This is a genomic window from Calothrix sp. CBUCES-K 9914, assembly GCF_059640475.1.
This window is the reverse complement of the sequence record NZ_JBXXZH010000072.1, coordinates 1-24,894: the sequence shown is the minus strand read 5'-3', so window position 1 is coordinate 24,894 and position 24,894 is coordinate 1. Positions and strand designations below refer to the sequence as shown.

At 39.3% G+C, this 24,894-nt stretch carries 15 protein-coding genes, 1 tRNA gene and 1 pseudogene; 15 read left to right on the top strand and 2 right to left on the bottom strand.

The features are described 5' to 3' along the window. The first annotated feature begins 21 nt into the window (after positions 1–21). On the top strand, positions 22–807 hold the full coding sequence (locus AC2JBO_RS17640; RefSeq protein ID WP_496954953.1) for a TspO-related membrane protein: 786 nt from the start codon (positions 22–24) through the stop codon (positions 805–807). A 118-nt stretch (positions 808–925) separates the two neighbouring features. Here AC2JBO_RS17640 and AC2JBO_RS17635 read toward each other — a convergent pair whose 3' ends face one another. Beyond that, positions 926–1,939: a mechanosensitive ion channel family protein gene (locus tag AC2JBO_RS17635; protein ID WP_496954952.1), complete on the bottom strand. Its 1,014-nt coding sequence runs from the start codon at positions 1,937–1,939 to the stop codon at positions 926–928. Positions 1,940–2,276: 337 nt separating this feature from the next. On the opposite strand from AC2JBO_RS17635, the gene AC2JBO_RS17630 reads away from it, so the two are divergent. The 14 genes from AC2JBO_RS17630 (at position 2,277) to AC2JBO_RS17565 (ending at position 23,603) form a co-directional block, all read left to right on the top strand. Next, a complete protein-coding gene (locus AC2JBO_RS17630) occupies positions 2,277–3,197 on the top strand; it encodes a histone deacetylase family protein (protein ID WP_496954951.1) in 921 nt (306 codons plus the stop codon). 145 nt (positions 3,198–3,342) lie between these two features. After that, positions 3,343–4,479, top strand: coding sequence for a glutamate--cysteine ligase (gene gshA / locus AC2JBO_RS17625; RefSeq protein ID WP_496954950.1), 1,137 nt, complete (start codon positions 3,343–3,345; stop codon positions 4,477–4,479). A 356-nt stretch (positions 4,480–4,835) separates the two neighbouring features. Next, positions 4,836–5,297, top strand: a complete 462-nt coding sequence (locus tag AC2JBO_RS17620; protein ID WP_496954965.1) for a tRNA (cytidine(34)-2'-O)-methyltransferase — start codon at positions 4,836–4,838, stop codon at positions 5,295–5,297. Positions 5,298–6,208: 911 nt separating this feature from the next. Further along, positions 6,209–8,374: a peptidoglycan DD-metalloendopeptidase family protein gene (locus tag AC2JBO_RS17615; RefSeq protein WP_496954949.1), complete on the top strand. Its 2,166-nt coding sequence runs from the start codon at positions 6,209–6,211 to the stop codon at positions 8,372–8,374. A 190-nt stretch (positions 8,375–8,564) separates the two neighbouring features. After that, positions 8,565–8,638, top strand: a tRNA-Met gene (locus AC2JBO_RS17610). 79 nt (positions 8,639–8,717) lie between these two features. Beyond that, entirely contained in the window at positions 8,718–10,043 is a 1,326-nt protein-coding gene (locus tag AC2JBO_RS17605; protein ID WP_496954948.1) for a DEAD/DEAH box helicase, read from the top strand. Positions 10,044–10,673: 630 nt separating this feature from the next. Beyond that, positions 10,674–12,422 carry a helix-turn-helix domain-containing protein gene (locus AC2JBO_RS17600; protein WP_496954947.1) on the top strand — a complete coding sequence of 583 codons (1,749 nt, stop codon included), beginning with the start codon at positions 10,674–10,676 and terminating at the stop codon, positions 12,420–12,422. A 379-nt stretch (positions 12,423–12,801) separates the two neighbouring features. Then, positions 12,802–13,587, top strand: coding sequence for a MinD/ParA family ATP-binding protein (locus tag AC2JBO_RS17595; protein ID WP_496954946.1), 786 nt, complete (start codon positions 12,802–12,804; stop codon positions 13,585–13,587). Between the two features lie 13 nt (positions 13,588–13,600). Continuing rightward, positions 13,601–14,557 carry a Tll0287-like domain-containing protein gene (locus AC2JBO_RS17590; RefSeq protein WP_496954945.1) on the top strand — a complete coding sequence of 319 codons (957 nt, stop codon included), beginning with the start codon at positions 13,601–13,603 and terminating at the stop codon, positions 14,555–14,557. A 25-nt stretch (positions 14,558–14,582) separates the two neighbouring features. Further along, positions 14,583–15,725, top strand: a complete 1,143-nt coding sequence (locus tag AC2JBO_RS17585) for a DUF7005 family protein (RefSeq protein ID WP_496954944.1) — start codon at positions 14,583–14,585, stop codon at positions 15,723–15,725. A 73-nt stretch (positions 15,726–15,798) separates the two neighbouring features. Next, positions 15,799–16,905 carry a cyclic nucleotide-binding domain-containing protein gene (locus tag AC2JBO_RS17580; protein ID WP_496954943.1) on the top strand — a complete coding sequence of 369 codons (1,107 nt, stop codon included), beginning with the start codon at positions 15,799–15,801 and terminating at the stop codon, positions 16,903–16,905. Between the two features lie 39 nt (positions 16,906–16,944). Then, positions 16,945–18,396 carry an NHLP bacteriocin system secretion protein gene (locus AC2JBO_RS17575; protein ID WP_496954942.1) on the top strand — a complete coding sequence of 484 codons (1,452 nt, stop codon included), beginning with the start codon at positions 16,945–16,947 and terminating at the stop codon, positions 18,394–18,396. 61 nt (positions 18,397–18,457) lie between these two features. After that, positions 18,458–20,683: an NHLP family bacteriocin export ABC transporter peptidase/permease/ATPase subunit gene (locus tag AC2JBO_RS17570; protein ID WP_496954941.1), complete on the top strand. Its 2,226-nt coding sequence runs from the start codon at positions 18,458–18,460 to the stop codon at positions 20,681–20,683. A 19-nt stretch (positions 20,684–20,702) separates the two neighbouring features. Continuing rightward, positions 20,703–23,603, top strand: a complete 2,901-nt coding sequence (locus AC2JBO_RS17565) for an NHLP bacteriocin export ABC transporter permease/ATPase subunit (RefSeq protein WP_496954940.1) — start codon at positions 20,703–20,705, stop codon at positions 23,601–23,603. Between the two features lie 488 nt (positions 23,604–24,091). Here the strand turns inward: AC2JBO_RS17565 and AC2JBO_RS17560 are convergent. Then, positions 24,092–24,894, bottom strand: a pseudogene (locus AC2JBO_RS17560) (MBL fold metallo-hydrolase); the annotation flags it as partial.

The following is a 24,894-nucleotide window of genomic DNA, read 5'->3' as shown; positions in this document are numbered from 1 at the left end:
AACTTATGCACGTAAAATTCTATGCAACAATCTAACTCTAGTTCTGATCAAAGTCTTCTTTTACCGCTTGCGACACTTATCGCTATCATTGCTGCATTTGTTGTTAATGTGTGGTCAAATATTTTTCCTATAGGTGGACTTAGTATTGGTGCAATATCTAATACTGTGTTCAAGGATGTTTTAATTATTCCAGCAAATTATGCTTTTGCGATTTGGGGAGTAATTTATCTTGGTTTGTTCGTGTTCGGAGTCTATCAAATTTTACCCCAAGGGCGAAACAATCGATATCTACGCAAAGCTGGATTGTTTTTAATCATTGCCTGTATTGCTCAAATCACATGGGTATATTTGTTCTTATCACGAATGTTTGCGCTATCGGTTGTTGCCATGCTGTTTATTTTGTTGCCACTAATCGGCGCCGTTTTACAGTTAAGATTGGTGAACACAATAACTCGTAGCTATAGATGGTGCGCGCGCATTCCCATTAGTATTTATTTAGGTTGGATTAGCGTAGCTACAATTGTAAACGTTGCTTGCGCGCTTTTTGCGTCCGATTGGAACGGTTGGGGTATTTCTCCAACTACATGGACAATTATCATGGTATTAATTGCCACTGGGTTAGCGTCTATTATGTGTACAAAATACCAAGATATTGCTTATACAGGAGTGACAATTTGGGCATTAATTGCTATTGCAATAAAACAGTCAAATAATCTGCCACTGCTAACAGTAACAATATCAGGCGCCATTGCATTGGGAATTTTGACAACTTTACTTCTTCGTAATTCAAACACTCAAAGAGCGTAAATCATTCCAACTTCTTTAATGTAAATATCTCCAGATGATTTGGGAATCTCTATTTTTTTCTTGGTCAAGTCAACTTTTGTAACAAATAAATCATCCGTTACATCCGTTGTATCCGTTGCTAATGTTGCATATGTAACTCATACTGAGGATAAGGAATCTTAATACCTTCTTCGTTGAATCTTTTGTGTAACCTCTTAATAAACAAATGTCGCGCGATGCGTTGATCAAAAAATTCATTAACGCGAATATATACAGTAAAATGTATACTAAAATCTCCAAACTTTTGATATCTAATAAATGGCTCATTATTTATCAATTCTGGCGCCACTTCCTGCATAACCTTCTTTGCAACATCTATAGTTACAGATTCAACATAATCCAAATCGCTTTCATAATCAACACCAACATTTACAGTCAAACTAATTTCTTTAACAGGAAGATGGCAATTAGTGAAAATTGCAGTTGCTAATTTAGAGTTAGGTACAATAATAATATTATTAGTTAATTCTTGAATTGTTGTAGTTCGCCATGTAATATCTGTTACATAACCTTCATGTCCACCATCAAGTTTTAGGTAATCACCAGTTCTAATTTGTTTAGAGAAAATTAAATAGAATCCTGAAAAGAAATTTTCTAAAGTGTCTTTTAATGCCAAACCAACAGCCAAACCACCTATTCCTAAAGTAGTAATAATTGGAGTGATTTGTATACCTACTGTTTGAAGTAAAATCAACGTACCTAACACTAAAACAGTAGTCTTAGCAATGTTCGCAAACAGCGACGCTGAAATAAGTTGTGACTTGCGAACGTATATATTTACAAAACCTGCACTTAAACGGGCAAAAACTACTGTAACCGAGTATAGAAAAACAATAGTCAGAATTCTTTGCAGCGCACTTTCAATAGACGGTGTAAAATCGGGGTATAATAAAATAGCTCCATAACACCCAGCAAGCACAAACCAAAGCAAAGTCATGCGGTGTAGCGACTGAATAATTATTTCGCTACCTGGTATTTTGCGCTTTGCAACAAAATCTTTCAATCGTTTGTAAATTACTCTTTCACCGATTACTCCTGATACTGTACCAAGAAACACGAATAATATTGGTACTATCACTTGCATTTGTAACATAAGCAATTTTCATCTTAACAACAACACACAAATATCACATCTCAGATATTACATCTCAGATAACTCTAGCCATTTTCTACAATACCAGTTAGTAGTTATAAATATCAGTACAATGTGCCAGTTATTAAAACTAAATTATAGAAGAACAGTAGGGTGCGTGACGCTACGAAAAAACTTGAACGTAGTAATAAGACTTGTAGCGTCACGCACCGACTGCCAATGTAACTGAGTGATCAAGAAAAAATTCAGCTAAAATCGCTTGAATAATGAGTAAAATATACAACATTAGAGATTTTAACGTAGAATACAGGCGCCGCTTTTGTCACAAAACAACAAAATGGATTTGCCAATCGTTTATCATCCTGATTATGTCGCTCCACTACCAGAGGGTCATCGGTTCCCGATGGCAAAATTCCAGTTACTTTACGAATTACTATTGAAAGATGGTGTTGCCTATGCTAACCAATTTCACGCTCCAACGCTTCCACCGCAGGAGCTAATTGAGTTAGTTCATACAAATTCATATGTTAACGCATACTGTCAAGGAACTCTTGATACAAAAGCACAGCGACGAATAGGTTTACCGTGGAGTCCAGCATTAGCGAATCGTACCTGTGTAGCAGTTGGCGGTACAATTTTAACAGCGACTTTAGCCTTACAGTCTGGATTAGCTTGTAATACTGCTGGTGGAACTCATCACGCATTTCCTGATTATGGTTCAGGCTTTTGTATTTTTAATGATTTAGCTGTAGCAGCGCGCGTCTTGCAAAAATTAGACTTGGTGCAGAAAGTTCTGATCATAGACCTAGACGTACATCAAGGAGATGGAACCGCATTTATATTTCAAGGAGATGACAGCGTTTTCACGTTTTCAATGCACTGCGAAGTCAACTTTCCCGGAACCAAGCAAAAAAGTGATTTAGACGTTCCTTTACCCGTAGGGATGGAAGATGATGATTACCTGCAAACTTTATGCCGTTACTTACCAGACTTATTATCAGAAGTAAAGCCAGATATAGTATTTTACGACGCAGGTGTTGACCCCCATATCGCCGACAAACTAGGTAAACTAGCTTTAACCAACACAGGAATTTTTAGACGTGACATGCAAGTCTTGACTACTTGTATCGCAGCAGGTTATCCAGTTGCGTGTGTTATCGGTGGTGGTTACGCTGACGACCTTAACGACCTAGTTTACCGTCATTCTCTAGTCATACGCGCGGCAACACAAGTAATCAACATCAAACACATAATGTAGAGACGCGATTAATCGCGTCTCTATATATCGCGTCTCAAACATTTGATATATAAGCTTTTAATGACATTTCAACCAAAATGCATAGGCAGCAAATCGTGATGTTCGATACAATTTAGATATACAGGAGAGACGAGGAGACATTTGAGTGGTGCTATTGAAAGGCTTTGAAGTAGAAATGTACACAGGTACACCGAATGGTGATATCGTCGGTCTCTCCGACAAAATTGCCGATTCTTTAGAAGGATTTGTTCGCGAACCAGATAGCCGTAACGTTGAGTATGTAACTGCACCCGCATCGAGTTATGAACAACTCTTGTGTAGTTTGCTACGTCCTCGGCAGCAATTGCGTGCGTACTTAAACCAATTGGGTGATTATACAATAATTCCCGGAAGTACTCTTTCGTTGGGAGGAAGTAAGCAATTTTTCCGTTCAGACCCTACCAACCCCTATCATGACTACATCGAAAAAGCATACGGGACTAAAGTAGTCACTGCTAGTATTCACATCAACGTTGGTATTAGTGACCCAGATACTTTGATGCGCGCGGTAAGGTTAGTGCGACTAGAAGCACCATTATATTTGGCACTTAGCGCTGCATCGCCATTTATGGATGGTGAAGCAACAGGATATCACTCAACTCGTTGGGGAGTTTTTCCACAAACACCCGGGCGTGTACCTTTGTTTAAAAGTCATGCCCACCATATTCAATGGGTAGAGGAACAACTAGCAACAGGTACAATGCAGAATGTTCGTCACCTATGGTCATCAGTACGTCCAAATGGAAATGGGCGCCCTTACGATTTAAATCGGTTGGAATTAAGAATTTGCGATTTAGTGACAGACCCTATAGCTTTACTCTCAATTAGTGCGTTACTCGAAGCGCGTTTGCTACAGCTAATCGAAAACCCGAACATAGACCCCCTATTAAACAGTAAGTTTACCCCAGACGAACTAATCGATATTACTTCAGCAAACGAAATTGCTGCCGCAACGCTAAGTCTTGATGCCAAACTTCAACATTGGCAGGACGGGAGAACCATAACTGCTCGTGACTGGATAAGTACACTTTACGATGGCGCCATTCTAACAGCCAAACAAAACGGCTTCAGTTGTTTCCTTTCACCACTACAAAAAATTCTCCGCGAAGGCAACGAAGCACAGCAATGGTTACAACTCCACGCTGTAGGTGTTAGTACTCGCTGCGTTTTGACACAAGCAGTTGCCGCTACGCACGAGCGCGAAATTGAATTAGAAGACAAAATCTGCTCATCAGTCGCTTAGTAGAGTGGAAAGTGCTGAGTGCTGAGTGCTGAGTCGAGTCGAAAGTTAGGAGTTAGAAGTTAGGAGTTAGGAGTTAAAATTAAATACTCAGCACTCAGCACTCAGCACTCAGCACTCAGCACTCATTACTCCTCTTTACTAAAACTTCATATAAAAAATAGATATTTGCTGGTGTGGCCTTTAGAACTGTTTTGTTGTCAAGTTCTCTAAAAACAATTTTTTGTCTGTTTTAAATTTCTAATCAATCGTGTAAGATTGACAGATATTAATAAAAGCTATCATTGTCCTCTCTCTATGGGTAGATTGGCAGTTAGATACAAGTTGTGTATTTGAATACAGATAAATCATTAGCTTCAATGCCTCAAGTTGTTTTAATTAATCCGCTAATACCGCCAAATACAGGTAATATTGCCCGAACTTGCGCTGCAACAGGTACAGAACTTCATTTAGTCGGTCCACTTGGCTTTGAGTTAAGCGACCGTTACTTAAAACGTGCAGGTTTGGACTATTGGGAATACGTAAAATTGCATTATCACGAGACATTGACGGATTTTCAATTGGTGCATCAGCAGTATGGAGGTCGATGTCTAGGCTTTAGCGTGCGAGGTAGCCATAATTATTCTCGTTTCCAGTACGAGCTTAATGACTGGTTGCTATTTGGTAGTGAAACTACTGGTTTACCACCCGAAGCAATTAGTAAATGCGATGAAATGCTTTATATTCCGATGACGCAGACTGGCGTTCGCAGCTTGAACCTTTCTGTGAGTGTTGCCGTCGGTCTATTTGAAGCTAGGCGCCAGTTGGGTTTGCTAGAGTGATTTTTTGAATGATTTTTGAAAGCTCATACCATTAAAACTTAAACTAAGCAAGTAGCTAGAGCTATATTTTTATTGAACTTACAAAATTAATTGTGAGAGAGAGCATTAGCTACGATTAGCGAGCTAGCTGATTGAATTACCTATACACAAAGAAAATATTGCCCATAGCTACTAATTTATTTTATAAAAACAATTTGTTTTAAGTATAATTTCTGTGGGCAAGTATACAATAAATAATGTATGCTGGGTCAAAATAAGTAATTTCACTTATAGAAATGCGTATGGATATATAAGAAATTTGTATATATTCGACGAGGTAAACTCGATATTGAAACATAGATTTTTGTAAATTAGTATCCTTTAAAAAAGAGGAACCAAAAGCTTATAATCCAGTCATATTAGGCATTTGAAGAATTAAGAACAACGCGCAGACAAATTAGGGTGTAAAAGTGCCTGCCCTGTTATTACGGTTGTTTTTTTGGGAATAATCAACGTAAATTCTCGTGGAGTGGAAGTTATGTGACGGGGCAAAAGCCAGAAAAATGCGTATTGTTAACTCATAGACATATATAATTGTCTACTCGTAACATGTTAAACGCACTTTCAATTGCTTTACGCGCAAAACCGATGTGTTTGTCTAAAATTATCCTGAAGGCATGCACATAATGCGATAACTGTAAAGAGGGTGACATGTATGATGGTGAGGAGTGATAAGACGAGTAAACAAAAAAATATATTTTTTTGAATCATGATGAACTTGTCTAAATCAGAGAACCAGGTTAATCTTGCGTAAGTATCTCTGGTGACTGTGATCTTGATCAATCGTTTATAGTGATCTAAATCATTGACTATTGTCTGACTGAAAACAAAATCGAGGTCAGTAAAGCGCTAGCGATCATAGGAGGTCGTCTTTGAAACGAGTATTAAAAAGTAAAGTAAAGGCTAGATTAGAAGTTAACCCCAGTGAGGATGCCACGGTGGACAGTTTGAATTTACCTAGTCAAAAAATAAACCGCCGCACGCGGACAAGTGTAGCCATGATTGGCTTGGCAATTTCAATGGGAGCTAGCAGCCTCTTTGTGACTCGGCAAAGCGACCAAGCCCTAGCAGCGGAACCTGTGGGCAACCAGAATACAGCTTCTGCCATTCCTGCTGCTGGTGACACTGGGGTGAAATTAGCAACTGCGAACCAGATGGGAACCCAAGCCGTCTCGAATGTTTCGGCACCAGAGAATCCCGTTCCTGTAGTCGAACCAACAGCAATTTCACAGGTGCCAGGGCTTGGTACTAAATTGCAAACTGTAGCAACCAAAACAGCAGCAGTTGAGAACGGTGTAACCGAGTCTCAAACAGCTGATAAAGGACAGAGAATTTCGAGTGCAATTGCGAGAGTGCAGTCGCGTTTATCAGCTTCTGCGCCAGTTCCAACAAGTTACGGAGTGAAAACGGGTTCAACTGTTCAATCACTCACAGCAAGCACACCAGTAGTATCTTCATCTGACAGTAACAGTGATGTCGATGCTCAACTCAAAGCGCAGCAAGAGTTTGCAATAAATCGCTTACAGCAAAAGTCTAATCGATTAAGAGATACTCTTAGCCAGTTTAAGTCTCAACAAAGCGAAAAATCTTTAACACAACAGACGGCGCCAATCACTAGATTGTCGCAGTATCCAGCAACAAATAACTCAGGGTTGAACGGAGTTGCGGGTGGGAATGTAGCTTCTCAAACGCCTTCAAATAATGTTGTGGGAACTGTTGTACCTTCTACATCTAAAGTTTATGAAGTAAAGCCTGGAGATACACTAGCTGCAATTGCAAGCAGCAACGGTACTTCAGTAAGCGAGCTAATTAAAGCGAATGGGATTCAAAACCCAAATGAGCTAAAAATTAGCCAAAAGCTAAATATTCCAGTAGAAAATGCTTCTATAAATACCACTCATAAAGTCGCGACAAAAAATCAGGTTTCGGTAGCAAGCAACGTAGCTGTTCCAACACCTGCGCGATTGGATACTTCAGTAAGTAATAACACAACAGTTCCAGTAGTAGTACCAACTCCTTCTTCAACACAAGCTTCCATAGCTTTAGATTCTACACCTGTTGACCCATCAGCAAACGGCGTGGGTGGTGATACCCCAGTGCCTAAAGTTTTTGCTGAAGTGCAGCAGCGACAGAAGGTAAGGGACAAACAGGCGAAACAAAACCAAGGTCTTCGCAGCTTGCAGGAAGAAATCGAGCGTTTACGTGCGAAATATCGCGCTCAACAATCAGGGACTCAAGTACCGACACAAGCTAACGCCAATAACGTCTCGGTTCCTGTTCCCACCTATACTCAAAATACTGTTGTACCTGTAATTCCTACATCAGGACGCAATAATAATATTGGAATTCCATTTCCTACCGTAAGACCAAATGTAGCTGTGCCCATTCCTGTTCCAACACCTATGGCACCAAACTACAGTACCCAGCCTGTTAACCCAGAATGGACTTCGCGTAACGCTCGCAACAACAACAATAGATTATCGGTACCGCCCATACCAACAACTGTAAATGCCTCTGAATCTTTAGGTAACATGCGAGGAGCAACGGTAACTCCACAGTTACCACCTTTGGCTGCGGTTGATAGATATCTTCCCAGACCAATAGATGAAAATACGCCTGTACCAACTGCACCTGGAGCTACTCCAGGTATTGGAAATGCAGCTTACATCTGGCCTGCAAAAGGCGTTTTAACATCTGGTTACGGTTGGCGTTGGGGTAGAATGCACCGTGGTATCGATATTGCTAACTCCGTTGGAACTCCAGTTTATGCAGCGGCACCTGGTGTAATTGAAAAATCAGGTTGGAACAACGGTGGTTACGGTAACGTTGTAGACATTCGTCATGCTGATGGCAGTATGACTCGTTACGGTCACAACAGCAAACTCATCGCTCAAGCTGGACAACAAGTTAACCAAGGTGACATTATTGCCCTAATGGGAAGCACCGGCTTTAGTACTGGTCCACACAGCCACTTTGAAATTCACCCATCAGGTAAAGGCGCAGTTAACCCAATTGCAATGCTACCTCCACGAGTGTAATTACTGGCTGTCTTCAACGCACTGACGCAACCAAACGGTTGAGGGAGCCAGTCTCCCTCTTTTGCTTTTTATGAGCTACCAATTATTGACTGGAAATTTATTTAAAAAAGACTAGTCAAGACATTAACGTTGTGCTATATTAATGAATCGTTGGACAACACTTATTAAACAAAGTTTGTTAACGAATAACGGCTCAGTAGCTCAGTTGGTTAGAGTAGGGGACTCATAAGCCCTTGGTCGTGTGTTCGAGTCACACCTGAGCCATAATTAAATCAAGGATTACAAGCCCCTTAGAACAGGGGCTTTCAGTCTTTGGGCAAGCCGATGTTATTTATGGAGTATTATGTCTTTTTCTACACTCGGCTTGTCGAATGAAATTATCCGTGCTGTCACTGATCTAGGGTACATCAAACCCACGCCAATCCAAATGCAGGCAATCCCAACTGTATTGTCGGGTGGTGATCTACTAGCAGGCGCCCAAACTGGTACTGGAAAAACTGCAAGCTTTACCCTCCCACTACTGCATCGGTTGTCGTCCAATAGCCTCAAAAACACGGCTAGTGAATACCCTAAAATCCGCGCGCTGATTCTAACCCCAACTCGCGAACTCGCTGCACAAGTACAGTCAAGTGTGTATGAGTATGGCAAATACCTGAATTTAAGATCAATAGCAATATTTGGCGGTGTCAATATTAATCAGCAAAAACGGCGTTTGAGAAATGGCGTAGATATTCTCGTTGCTACGCCAGGAAGATTGTTAGACCATGTGCAACAAGGTACAGTCAACCTGTCAGGAATTGAGATTTTTGTTTTAGATGAAGCAGATCGAATGCTAGACATGGGCTTTATTGCTGATATACGTCGCATCGAGAAACTGCTGCCCAAACAGCGGCAAAACTTACTATTCTTCGCCACATTCTCAGATAAGATTAAGGCACTCGCCACAGGGCTACTAAATCACCCGACGATGATTGAGGTAGCACGCCGCAACGTTACTGCTGACACAGTGGTACAAAAAGTATACCAGGTAGACCACGACAAGAAGCGCCAATTACTTACTCATCTAATTAAACGGCAGGAGTGGTATCAAGTGCTGGTGTTTACTCGCACCAAGCATGGAGCTGATCGTTTAGTTAAGCAGTTGACAGAGGATCGCATTCAAGCGCTGGCAATTCATGGTAATAAAAGTCAGTCGGCACGTACCTTTGCTCTGACAAAATTCAAGGATCGTACATTACAGGTATTGGTAGCAACAGATGTTGCCGCGCGGGGTCTTGACATCAGCAGTTTACCCCATGTGGTTAACTTCGATCTGCCCAATGTACCGGAGGATTATGTTCATCGTATTGGTCGTACTGGTCGTGCAGGCGCAAAAGGTGAAGCTATATCGCTAGTGTGCGTTGATGAATATCAACTATTGGCGGATATTGAAAAACTGATTGGAACTAGGTTGCCTAGAGAAGCGGTTGCAGGCTTTGAAACCGACCCGCACAAATCGCCCAAACCAATTCAAGAACAGGGTAAAAACAGACTAAAAACCGGACGTAATCAACAAACAACTCCAAGAAGCGCAAAATCGGCACCACTTTCATCAGCTAAAAAATCCGCAGCACGAACCCCAGCCAATGGTCATAAATCTGGTATCAAGAAAAAATATCGCTTCAAGTAAATCTAAATAAAATATTAAATATTTGGGGAGTTTAAGATTCTGTTTAAGATTCCCGACAACTTTTACGGATACAGAAGAGCGATTCGGGGGTGGCGCCCATCATTTCATAAAAACAGGCGTGTAGAGACGTGCAGAGCGGAGTGTACCGCAGGTAAATTTTCGCTTGCACGTCTCTGCATTCGGTGGAAATCACGTAAAATCGTGATACTGAGGGGTCAGACCTACCATGAGCCATTGATATCCTTTACTCCCTTCCCGGCATAAGATTACCTATCTTCCCTCCCCCTTTGTGCCCTTTGTGTCCTTTGTGGTTAATTCTAAATCAGTATTCTTTGAGTGGGAAGGGAGTAAGAAGTCGGGAATCTTAAGCTACCTGGTGTTCAAAAAAATCAAGAAAAACCAATATCTAGTTTGAGTGCATAAATCAATATGACTCATTCCTATAGGTAATTAAGGATCAATATGAAATTTGGATGCTAATAACTATGGAGAATATGATTAAAACGTTCGCGCCTTAAATTTTTCAGAAAAATGCATCTATCTAAAGATAGACTTTTTAAACTTAGATTATATCAATTCATTTTTTAGATAATAACTGGGTGATGTGATCAGAATACGGGGAAGTGAAAAATGAATGTTGAAGAAGCTTTATTTATAGTAGATCAATATATTCCGCAACAGAGTATCACTAATGTTCAAGAGATAGTGTTTCGTGCTTCTTGGGAGGGTCAGTCTTATTTAGAATGTGCTAATACTTATGGTTATAGTCCTGAATATCTGAAGACGATTGGTTATCAACTTTGGCAGATTCTTAGTAACGTATTTAATGAAAGAGTTACCAAGAATAACTTGCATTCTGTCATCAAACGGCAATTTTTACTAGCGAACAAGCAATTTTTAGAAAAAGAATTATTTATGGGTAACAGTGTAAAAGAGAACATTCTTTGGCAGCAGAATGTAGATGTTTCGTTTTTTTATGGACGTGAGGCAGAATTAGAAGTTTTGTCTAAGTGGATTTTAGAAGAACACTGTCGTCTTATAGGTATCTTCGGTATATCTGGTATAGGTAAAACCAGTTTAACTTGTAAGCTACTGCAATTGGTATCTATGGTACAAACACCAGACCAAACACGTCGATTTGAGTATATTTACTGGCGTTCTTTGCAGGATATTGCATCAATTCAGGATTTAATTTTAGAAATAATTTGCAATTTTTCTCATCAACAAAAAACTGAGGTGAATTTACCAGATAATTTAGAGCATCAAGTTTCTCTGCTAATGAAATATTTACATAGCTCGCGTTGTTTGTTAGTCTTAGATAATATCGAAACAATTTTGGATATTGGCGACAAAACTGGTTGCTATCTTTGTGAGCATCAGGGATACCGTGAACTTTTCAGACATGTTGCAGAAGAACATCACCAAAGTAATTTAGTACTGATTGGAACAGAAAAACCAAGAGAAATCGATTTGTTGGAAGGAGAAAAGCTTCCGATGCGTTCGTTGCATATGTCTGGGTTGCAACTGAATGCAGGACGAGCTATTTTTGAGGATAAAGGTTCGTTTTCTGGTTCGGAAAAACAATGGAAATGGCTCATTGACTACTATGGTGGAAATCCACTTTTTCTGAAGAGAACCGCGCGAGGTCTACAAAATTTATTTGATAGTAATTTGGGAGATTTTATAGAATTTTGCGAAAAAGATTCAATGGTTTTTGATGATATTAGCCAAACTTTAGATAATCATTTTCGACGCTTGTCGAATTTTGAACAGTCGGTGATGTATTGGTTAGCAATTAATCGTAAACCAGTTTCATTAGCGGAACTTATAGAAGATTTTCACTTACCGGAAGCTAAACAAAATTTACCTGAAGCTTTGATGTCTTTGAAACGTCGTTCTCTTATCGAAAAACAGTCTTCGCTATTTACGTTACAGCCTGTTATTCTGGAGCATGTGAGTAGGAGATTTATTGAAAAAATATGTGAAGAAATTTTAATGGAAAAAGTTAATCTGATTATGAGTCATGCTCTGATTAAATCGCAAGCAGTAGACTCAGTAAGAAAAATGCAAGCTCACTTTATTTTGCACCCCACTATCCAACAAGTGTTAGCTCTTGCCACAAGTCATCAAGTAATTGAGTATAAGCTCAATAAAATTCTGTTAAATTTTCAAGAAAACTTTTCTACTGTGCCGAGCTACTGTTTAGAAAATATTGTTTATTTATCATGCCATTTGAATATTAATTTAATATTCAGCAAGCAGAAAATAACATATCTGTTCAATAAGTTTGGGGGTGGAGAAAAATTAGAATACAACGCCGTAATCAAAAATAAATCTGATTTCGAGAGAACTGCCTGCAATTGCTTTGGCGTGATCTAATTAAATCAGAAAAAGTATTTAATAAAAAAAATTGACGCCTTTATTAAGGAGGTAATATGATTTAACCAAAACGCAATCGTGTACCTTGTTGAGTACAAAACGTCGGACTTCTGCTCTAAAGCAAGTAGAGTCCTGTAACTAGTAACGTGCGGTTATTACTTTTTCTCCCTAAAGATATTACTTTTTCTGCCATTACCTAACTGATAAAAACAACACAAAATGGTATTTTGAAGGTTGAAGCAGCAAAAGTCAATCAAATGTGGCTGAAAAATTTCCGGAACTGGAAAGCAAAATAGCAAATTCAGCTACCAGCATCAACTTTCTGAGGGACTGAAGGAGTACAAAATTAATTACAAATTATTAAGAGGTTACTTAAATTATGCCCAAAATAATCTCTATTCATTCATACAGAGGTGGCACTGGCAAGTCAAATATAACAGCAAATATAGCTGCATCCGTTGCTCGTAAGGGATATCGGGTTGGTATTGTAGATACCGATATTCAGTCACCTGGTATTCACATTCTCTTTGGTTTAAACGAAAATCAAGTAAAATTCACTCTGAATAGTTATCTTTGGGGTCAATGCGCTATTCGGGACGCAGCTTATGATGTCACAAATGTTCTTCAACGGCAAGCCTCAGCTCGCAGTCGCATTTATTTGGTTCCTTCTAGTACAAAATTGAACGATATTTCCCGCGTGTTGCGTGAAAGGTTTGATGTTGAGTTGCTGTTAGAAGGTTTTAAAGACTTAATCAAAGATATCAAGCTTGATTATTTGTTTATAGATACGCACCCTGGTCTAAACCAAGAAACGCTAATCTCACTTACAACTTCAGACATTGTTGTGTTAATACTTCGACCCGACCAACAAGATTTTCAAGGTACTGCGGTGACAGTGGATGTTGCTCGCAAGCTGAAAGTACCATCATTATTACTCACAATTAATAAAGCATTAACTGATTACGACTTTAAGGATTTGAAAAAGAAAGTAGAATCAACTTATCAAACTCCAGTAGCAGCAATTATTCCGGAATCAAAAGATATTTTGCGGCTTGCTAGTAGCGGTATATTTTGCATAACCTATCCTAATCATCCAATTTCTGAAGCTATAGATGGGATTGTAAAAAACATTCTATCAAACACTTCACTCACCGCCAATTTTTAATTTTTAAGATTTTATGCCTTACACACGATTTATAACTGGCAAAAAAACTAGTTTAGCTAAAAGTTTCACTCTAGCAATATTGTTAATTTTTGTTAGTGGTATGATATTGAGTGGCTTAACTTTGGCTCATGTGTTGAATTTGAAAGCGCGGCATGAAGTCGCTTCAACGGCAAATGTAGTGATGAATCTTGTAGATTCTGCTCGTAAGTATACGAATGCTGAAATCACTCCGAGATTTGAAGAACGCATGAAAGCTAATGAATTTGTACTCCAAACTATCCCTTCTTACACGGCAAAAAGTATTTTTAAACTGCTGCGTCAAGCCTATCCAATGTACGCAGAATATAATTATATAGAAGCAATGCTTAATCCTACTAATCCTGAAGATAAAGCGAATGAATTTGAACAAAAGCTGATACAACGTTTTAGTAGCGAACGCAATCTGAAAATTCTTCAAGACTTTATTTCTCTTCCTGAAGGCAAAGCTTTTTATACTGCTTCCCCTATAGTTATTAAGGACTCTAGTTGTCTCAGATGCCACAGTACCCCTGCTCAGGCGCCAACGGGAATGATTAGCTTATATGGAACGAACAATGGATTTAATTGGCAATTAAATCAAGTTTTAGGAGCTCAGGTAGTTTATGTTCCAGCAAGTATTGTTACGCAAAAAGTTACTCAAACATTGTTATGGATAATAGGATGTATCACTGTGATTTTTACGATTACTGTGTTGATTGCTAACTTTTGGTTAAAAAAACATGTTGCTCGCCCTATTAATCAAGTTGTCAAAGTTGCAGAAGCTGTAAGTACAGGTGATATGAATGCTCAATTTGGAAATGTATCTAACAATGAAATCGGTATTCTTGTAGAAGCTTTTACAAGAATGAAAGTTAGCTTAGAAATGGCTCTTAGGAGGTTAGAACAATATCGTGTGCAAAATCGTCGAGGAAATGATTTTAATAATAAATGAATAAAGTTATATAACCTTAAAGATTATGAACCAGCAACAATTACGTACCCAGGTTTTAGCAGAATTTGATGCCAGTAGTTCAGAGATAACGGAACTACTAAGTTACAACGAAAATATTTTTACAAGCGATAAATGGCAACTTCCGCAAACTTTTCCCCCGGCAACAGAAGCTTATATTGCTGCTTGGCAACAGTACGTAATTGAAGCTGAAAAAATTGGAGCATATGAAGTTTTAAAACAAGTTTTAGTACAGTTGCGATTTCCTATCCTCTTAGGTATTAGTGAAACACAGGAGTATCGTGCTGCAACTCGTCAAGGAAAATTTGATCATAATACTAAAAATACTAGTGGGTTAATTTTTAACGAGCCAGAAAAATTACAAATTCAGATACACCAAAGTCTTGCTGGCTCAATTCCCGTAATAATTGCTGGTAACCGTCAAGATTTTGTGACTTTAGTGCAAGCAATTACAAAACGCAACGAACCGCAACCCATACCAGATTCGATGGGAGCTTGTATTGTTAGTGGTTACAATAACTGGAATCGTATTTACCAATATCAACAGCAATGGAAAGCGCAACAAACTAATAACATTGAATCTGACTGGAATCGTGAATTTAAACGGTTGACTGAACGCAAAGAGTTATATCAGGATAGATTTATTATTCTTAGCACTGGTGGTTACAGCAATATACCAGCTTTGCAATTAGGATTAACCGAAACAGAATGGCAACAACTTTCTTTAAAAATTCGGTTAGAGCATGAATGTACTCATTACTTTACTCGTCGCTTTTTAGGCTCTATGCGTAATAACTTATTAGATGAATTAATTGCTGACTACCGAGGTATTGTAGCTGCAATCGGGTACTATCGAGCCGATTGGTTTCTCCATTTTCTTGGTTTGGAATCATTCCCCAACTACCGTGAAGGAGGTAGGTTACAAAATTATCGAGGAGAACCTCCACTTAGCGAGGGCGCCTTCAAAATTCTCCAAGCTTTAGTAATACGCGCGACAAAAAAATTGGAGGATTTTGATAAACAGTTTTTTACTCAGTCAAGAACATTAACCGAGGAAGTTTCTATGTTGTTAACATTATCAAAACTAACATTGGAAGAATTAGCGAATGCACAAATAACCCTCATGCTCGATTGGGGTAAGCCATTTTGACTTGCATTCGTCTTGCTTTGTCCGTATGGTTTTTCCCAAAATTAATCAAAACAATACCTTAATTAAAAGGCATATGACAGAGGTTTTACTTCAACAGTTAAATGATAGCGACATTAGCTGGATAATCTCTAATGGTCGCAAAGAAAGACTTACTCGCGGGGATGTCCTCATTCAGCAGCAACGCCAAGTCGAATGTTTATATATAGTTTTAGAAGGCACTTTTAGCGCTAGTGTCAAACAAAACTCTAACAGTGCTTTAGCTGGAGTTTTTGCTGCTCTTGAAGATGAGAACGAGATAGAGGAAGAAATTGGGCGTTTTTCTACTGGTGAAATCTTAGGTGAGGTTTCTTTGCTGAATTTTAGCCCATCAGTAACTACGGTTAAAGCTTTAGAAAATTCTGTTGTTTTGTCTATATCTAGCCGTGACTTACTAGCAAAACTACGTCAAGATACTGGTTTTGCTTCTCGTTTTTACCGAGCAGTCGCTATTTTAGTTTTAGACCGCTTTGAACGCTTAATTAAAAAGTTTACAAGTCGTCGTAACATCAAAATTCCACCCCTGCAAGACGGCCCGATGCTCTTTGGGGAACTCAGTGATAGTGATGTAGATTGGATGATAGAACACAGTCTCTTTGAAACTGTATCTCCTGGTACTGTTTTAATCCGTGCGGGTAGAGCAGCGGAAAATATATATATATTGACACAAGGGAGTGTGTCTGTATCTTTTAAAGAAGAAACCGCACGCTCGCTGACTCGTGTTTTTTCATTGTTAGAAAGCTCACCAGAAGAAGACTCACCAGGATATGAAATAGCAACATCTTCTGTTGGCGAGATTATTGGTGAAACGACCCTTATCGATAACCGCTTATCCAACTATACTTTCACAACTCTCGAAATTTCCAAAGTTTTAGTTATTAAAAAACAACAATTGTTTGTAAAACTTCAGCAAAACTCCGCGACTGGCGCCCGTTTTTATCGACTAATTGCAATCCTAATTTCTGCGAGATTACAAAGCTTAATCAATCGTATTGGATATGGAAAAAGCTCCTACAAAGTGGGACAAAGATTATCTCAAAATTTGCAATATGATGATGAAATTGATTTGGATTTAATGGACAACATCTTTTTAGGAGGCGCGCGGTTTGACTGGATGCTTAAGCGTTTGAAAGTTTTATCTTAGCTCAATGTACAAGTAATTACACAATCATTAAGGATAGTTATGACTGAAGGTAAACAAATTTTCCGCCAAGAATCACTCGAACGCTTATCTTCTCCAGAGCAACTCGACCAAATGATGCGAGTGGTTAGCCCCAAAGCCTGGTTACCACTAGCAACAATTGGATTTTTAGTTCTTGCTGGTGCTACTTGGAGTGTTGTTGGTCGCATCCCGATGACTGTTAATGGTCAAGCTGTACTAATTCGACCCCGGAATGTGGTGGCTCTTCAAGCTATAAGTGAAGGTCAAGTTTTAACATTAAGTATTAAGACAGGAGACACAATTAAAAAAGGAGATGTTATTGGCACAATTGACCAACCACAACTCAGACAACAACTACGTCAAGAGCAATTGAAGCTAAATGAACTGCTCGCTCAAAATCAGCAAAGTACTGGATTAGATAACGAAGGACTAGCGTTACAACGCAATAACTTAGTGAAACAGCGAGAAGATTTGAAGAACAACTTGGCAGCTACTCAAAAATTTAGACCAGTTGTACTCGATAAAAGCCTTGGTTCTATCGCTCAACGGCGTTTAAGTCTCCAACAAAGTTTACAACAAGCTAGAGCCTTAACACCTAAACTTAACGAACGTCTCAAGATTCACCGTGAGCTGAGAAGACAAAAAGCAATTACCGAAGATTTACTATTGCAAATCGAGCAACAGTTAAACGAAAATCTAACTAAAATATCTGACTTACAAGCTCAACTTAAAGAACTCGACCGTCAAGAAACTGATGCACAATCCCAAAACTTACAAAACCTCAACTCGATTCGGCAAATTAATACTCAAATTCAACAACTTGATGTTCAACAAGCTCAATTAAAGCAACAACTAATCGAAAAAAGTACTCAAAGAGAAAACCAAGTTAGAGAAACTAGGCGTAAAATTGAACAACTAAATTTAGAACTAGATAAAAAAAGCAAAATCGTTAGCGAATACAACGGTCGTATATTACAAGTTCCAATTGTTGCCGGTCAAGCAATTAGTGCTGGTTCTCGTCTTGCATCTATTGAAATTGTTGACCCGAAAGCTAAACTTATGAGCGTTATGTATTTTGCTGATAAAGATGGCAAACAAGTTAAACCTGGAATGACTTTACAAGTCACTCCTAGTACTGTTAAACGCGAACGTTATGGTGGAATAGTTGGGAAAGTACAAGAAATAACTGCGTTCCCGGTGACAAATCAAGATATGACAACAGTTATCGGTAACGAAAATATAGCTAATAGTATTGCTCAAAGCCTTTCTAGTGGTGGTGGGTCTACAGTACAAATTTTTGCAGAACTGAAGGAGAATCCAAAAAACCCTAGTGGTTTTGAATGGTCTTCTTCTAAGGGGCCTGAATTACCAATATCACCTGGTACTACCGCACAAGTACGGGTACAAGTTGAAGAGGTTGCTCCTATTTCTTATGTAATTCCTATCTTCCGGTCTTTGACTGGTGTTCAATAGGGTACATCAGACAATGATTATCAAACAGTGATTAAAAGTAATTATACTAATTTTCTGGGTTATGAATATTGGTAGCGCGTTGAAATCTGTTAAATCTTTTTTTAAACGCCAATCGGGTCGCGTTCGCACTCCTTCGTTAATACAAATGGAGGCAGTGGAATGCGGCGCCGCTTCGTTGGCAATTATGCTGGGTTATTACGGTCGCATTGTACCCTTAGCCGAGCTGCGGACTGAGTGTGGTGTCTCGCGCGATGGTAGTAAAGCCTCAAACGTACTTAAAGCTGCAAGATTTTATGGCTTGGAGGCTAAAGGGTTTAAAAAGTCTATAGAAGACCTAAAAAGTTATAAGCCACCTTACATTGTTTTTTGGAACTTCAACCACTTTTTGGTAGTAGAAGGTTTTGCTGAAGAATACGTTTATCTTAGCGACCCAGCTACTGGTCGTCGTCGGGTTTCTTTGAATGAGTTTGACGAAGCTTATACGGGTGTCGTTCTATTTATGGAACCAGGCCCCGAATTTAAAAAAGGTGGTAGAAAAAAGAATGTCCTCGCAGCTTTGAGTTCTCGTCTCCAAACCTCTCAAGGTGCAATTATCTTTTGTTTAATTGCAGGGGTTCTGTTAACTATGCCAAGGTTAGCTGTACCCGCTTTTTCTCAAGTATTTGTGGATGAAATTCTTGTAGAAAATCGCCAAGAGTGGCTACGACCTTTGCTTTTGGGAATGCTATTAACAGCTTTGAGCCAAGGATTGCTCGCGCGAATGCGGCTTCTTTACTTGCGACGATTAATGGTTAAGCTATCAGTCGGGATGGCTGGTAATTTTCTTTGGCACACCTTACGCTTACCCATAGGATTTTACGCACAGCGCTTTACGGGAGAAATCAGCAGTCGAAACGAATTGAACGATAAAGTTGCTGACATACTTTCAGGACGCTTGGCAACTACTATCATCGATACTTTAATGATAGTTTTTTACGCTATTATTATGAGCATATACGACTGGGTATTGACAGCATTAGCTATTTTCTTTGCTGCCTTCAACTTTTTTGCACTGCAAACTTTAGCGCGCAGTCGTGTTGATGCCAACATGAAAGTTGCTCAAGAAAATGGAAAAGTAGCTGGTGTTGCCATTGGTGGTATCCAATCGATGGAAACAATCAAAGCTAGTGGTTTGGAGTCGGATTTATTTGCTAAGTTTGGTGGTTATTACGCCAAAATGCTGAACGCTGAACAAGAATTAGGTCTACCTAGTCAACTTCTCTCAAATTTACCAACCTTTTTAACATCATTAGCAACAACTTCTATTCTAGTTGTTGGTGGTTTTCGGGTAATGGGTGGTAGTTTGAGTATCGGGATGTTAGTTGCTTACCAAACTCTTACTCAAGAATTTCTGAAACCAGTTAATAATTTAATAAATTTCGGTAGTACACTCCAAGAACTAGATGCTGACTTAAACCGACTCGACGATGTAATGCAAAATCCCCTTGACCCAGAATCAGAGCGCACTGTTAGCAAAGAGACTAATAACCAAGGGTTTATTATTCAAAAAGATTCATTTCAGTTACAAGGCTACATAGAACTGCAAAATGTCAACTTTGGTTATAGTCGTTTAGAGCCGCCACTAATCGAAAACTTAAACTTAACAATTAAACCGGGACAACGAGTTGCATTTGTCGGAGGTAGTGGTTCTGGAAAGTCTACCGTTGCCAAACTCGTTACGGGTCTTTATCCAGTTTGGAGTGGGGAAATTCTGTTTGATGGTACATCTAGGAGCCAAATTCTCCGCTCAATTTTGGCAAATTCTCTAGCAATGGTAGAACAAGATATCTTTATATTTGCGGGGACAGTTCGAGAAAATCTCACGCTTTGGGATCCCACAGTACCAGAAGAAGATATTGTACGTGCTTGTCAAGATGCAGTAATTCATGACCTGATCTTAAATATGCCTTCTGGATATGATGCTCAACTAGCAGAAGGCGGTACAAATATGAGCGGAGGACAACGCCAACGCTTAGAAATTGCCAGAGCTTTAGTGAGAAACCCAGCAATTTTAGTACTAGATGAAGCTACGAGCGCGCTCGATGCAGAAACAGAATTAATCATTGACCGCAACCTCAGACGCCGTGGTTGCTCCTGTATCGTTGTTGCTCACCGTTTAAGCACAATTCGCGATTGTGATGAAATTATTGTCCTTGAACGCGGCAAAGTTGTACAGAGAGGAAATCATGAAGAATTACGCCATCAAGGTGGAGCATACGCGCGCTTAATTAGTAGCGAAGAAGGATAAAAACTAGGATAAAAAACTAATGCTTGAATTAAATCACCATCAACTAACTCAAATAGTCAAAGGCAATCAACCTTTATTACCCGATCCTCAAAAAGTATGGTTAATAAAGTCAGGTACATTAGCTCTATTCGCGACAAAAGTTATTGAGGGAGAAGTAAAAGGTAACCGTCGTTACTTATTCAGCGTCAGTGAAGGTGAAGCTTTATTTGGCGCCCAATTATTTAACGAATGGGGTATTTTAGCAGTCGCGATCGAAGAAACCGAACTTTGGCCAGTACCAATAAGCGATTTTTTCGCAGAAGTTGCCAATGGGAACTTGGAGACAATAACTGTTTTAGAAGATTGGATAAAACATTTGGGAGATGCAATCAATGATAATTTGCTACACCTACCCATGAATTTGGTAGTGGCAGATCAGTCGCGCTACTTATCGTTACAAAAAGGACAAACGCTTACAAGTGCCGCAAAACAAGTAATTTGGGTGCGTGTAGCAGATAACGATGCCAAATGGATGGGTTTTGATGACTTGCAATTAGAAGACAGTTCTGGCATTTTTCCCTTAACCTCTCCAATGTGGATAGAAGCAGAGGACTTACTAGAGGTAAAAGTTTCTCGCACTTCTGAGTTAGAGGAAGATGATTTTGAACAGTTGTCTAGAAGTTTAACCAAGTTACATAGCTATTTCTTTTACTACATAGATTTACTGAGTACAAAGAGAACAGAGGAGGATTTTCAACGTTTTCAAGAACGGCGAAACCTTAACCGTCAAGTCGCAGAAGTAGCTTTGGGTCAGTTAACTGACGTGCTACATCCTCAAAAAACTAGCTTCTTTCAAGAAGGGACACCTTTATTAATTGCTGTAGGAGCAGTGGGTCGAGCAATGGGAATAAATGTTAACCCTCCAGCTCAGTCGGAAGACATGAGTAGAGTTAGCAACCCTTTGGAAGCAATTGCTCGTGCGTCACGATTTCGCACTCGTCGCGTGTTACTAGAAGGAAATTGGTGGCAACAAGACCAAGGCCCGTTACTAGCTTATACCCAACCTGACAAAAATCCTGTGGCGTTGTTGCCACACAAGGGAAATCATTATTTTTTATTCGAACCAGAAACTAGGACTCGCAAGTTAGTAACTAAAGCCGAAGCACAAACGCTGTCACCAGAAGCGCAAATGTTGTATAGACCTTTGCCGTTAGTAATTCGTAATTCCCTAGAGCTATTTAAGTTTGGCATCTTTGGAAATGCGAAGTCATTAATAGGGGTCATAGTGCTTGGTGTGCTAGGAACTTTGCTGGGTATGGTAACACCCCAAGCAACTGCGATGTTAGTTAACGATGCAATTCCCGATAGCAACAAAAGGCAGTTATTACAAATTGGTTTGGGTCTATTTGCAGCAGCGATCGGACAATCTGTGTTTCAAATGGCTCAAGGCATTTTGTCTCTGCGGGTAGAAAATTCAGCCGATGCCATCTTACAACCAGCAGTTTGGGATAAATTGCTTAATCTCAAGCCGGCTTTTTTCCGCAATTTTTCTTCTGGTGACCTGCTAAGTCGTTTGTTAGCAGTCAGTCATATTCGTGCTAAACTCAGTGGCGCCACACAACGCAGCCTTTTAAGTGGGGTTTTCTCGCTGTTAAATTTGGGACTGATGTTTGTTTACAGCGTGCAACTAGCCTTAGTGGGAATGGGTTTAACGCTGATTGCAGTTATAGTTACTGTTTCATCAAGCTTTTTGCTCATACGTAAAAACCGTAGCTTAGAAGCGGCAGATGGTCACATTAGTGGGCTGGTAGTGGAATTGATAAACGGAGTATCAAAGTTAAGGGTAGCAGCAGCTGAAGAGCGCGCGTTTGGAGCTTGGGCGAAAAATTATAGTCAACGAGTCAAAATCAAAGCACGTATTAAAAAGATTGATGACAGCGTGTCGGTGTTTAACGAAGCACTGCCTTTGGTCAGTTCAATACTGCTGTATTGGTTCGCAATTATGTTTATTCAAATGGCTCAAGCTGGTGGGGGTAATGGGTTGAATATGGGTACATTTCTAGCTTTTAATTCAGCCTTTGGAACTTTTGTAGGTGGTGTTACTGACTTAAGCAACACATTAACTGACATTTTAGAAATTGTACCACTATGGGAACGGGCTAAACCAATTGTACAAGGGGTGCCAGAAGCTAACCCCTCAAGTGCAGACCCAGGTCGTTTAACGGGAAGAATTTACTTAGACCACGTTACTTTCCGCTACCGTGAAGATGGTCCGATGACCCTTGATGATGTCAGCATTAAAATAGAACCGGGTGAATTTGTTGCTTTTGTTGGTCCAAGTGGTAGCGGTAAATCAACTATATTTAGGTTGTTGTTAGGATTTGAGACACCTTTAAGCGGTACAGTTTATTACGACGGTCAAGACTTGTCAGGGTTAGATGTCCAAGCTGTAAGGCGCCAGTTAGGGGTAGTGTTGCAAAATGGTCGGATAAACTCCGGGCCAATATTTGATAATATTACTTGTGGAGCTTTAGTGACTTTAGATGAAGCTTGGGAAGCAGCACGCATGGCTGGATTTGCGGAAGATGTTGAGCAAATGCCAATGGGAATGCATACCGTTATTAGTGAGGGTGGTACAAACCTTTCCGGAGGACAACGACAAAGGTTATTGATTGCTCGCTCAATAGTATTAAGGCCAAAAATTATTCTGATGGATGAAGCTACGAGTGCGCTTGATAACCGTACACAAGCGATTGTTACTGAGAGTTTAGATAGGTTAAATGCTACGCGCGTAGTTATTGCTCACCGTTTAAGTACCGTTCGCAATGCTGACCGGATATATGTAATTGAAGCAGGTCGCTTGGTGGAATCAGGTAACTTTGAAGAGTTGATTCAACAAGGAGGTTTATTTGCTCGACTTGCCGCGCGGCAAATAGAATAGTGGTCTGTGTCATTAATTTTGGTGTGTTGTAGCATAGGCGTCCCGCCTGTGCGTCCGGTCAGGCGAGACGCCTAACCTACCAGAATTAATGACACGAACCACTAGTGTTCTGTGTCATTAATTTTGGGGTGTTCTCTCTTCCTTTGTGTCCTTTGTGCCTTTGTGGTTCTTTTTTCGTGCCATTCCCTTATTAAGGGGGGCTAGGGGGGATAAATTATGGTTTAATTGAAATTATTTTGATTAGAGGTTTACAACTTAATCTCGACTAATAATGTCTGGTAACCACAGAGATATTAATAGTATTAAAGAAACTACGACTAAGCCAACAGAAAATTGCATTGAATCATTCATGTCTAATCTTCCTATTTTCGATAATATTTATTTAAGATATAGTAATCCTAAACCATTTGTAAAAATTGCATGTTGTAGAAACGCGATTAATCGCGTCTCTACGTGGATATAATTTTTTACAACTTTTGAACAGTTTGCTATATTATATTACTTGTCTGCTTTGTTTTAAACAAAACATTGCCAATTCTTAACATAGCAGGTGCCTCTCGACCTTCTAGAACATTACTTATATCAACTGTGTATTTCTCTAACTCCTTATAAATATTTTCACCACCAACATATGCTAAAGACAACATCAACTCGATAGGGTCTTTAATTACAGATTTTTCGGCAGAAATAAGCCCTTTTGGCGCCAGCGAATAAATTTTATGAAAAGTCCGGTATTCTCCGCTACACATTAAGTATTCCCAGTCTCTATTCTTTTGAATTAGACTATAAAGACCTGAAGCTGTAATATAACTCAATAAATTAGCTAAAGGATTACGTCCTGAAGAAACTTTAATTGGTTTTTGAGAAAAATCGATATGCCATTTCTGAGAGCCATTAGGGAAAACTACTTCTATCTGGTAAATTACATCCCAGTTGCAATGCTCATCAAATAGTGACTCTAAATTATTTTGAATGAAGTTGGTTAATTTTACAGACAATTCTTCATTAATGGCTAATTCCATTAAATCAGTATCATAATTTTCTGAATTGCTATCTATTAATGTGTTTCCTAGGTTTACTGGAGAAAAATCTATAGTTTCTCTATCATTGACAACCATCTTTGCATATTGAGAGCTTGCCGTAAAATGAGAATATTCTCCGTTTTTAAAAGAAAGAATATCTCCTGGGTCTAGAACATATAACTTTTCGCTTAACTGGGGAAAAGTAGTTTTGATATCGTGACAAAATCTTTCTCTGGTTACTGGAAAAACTAGCTGATTTTGCCAAGCAG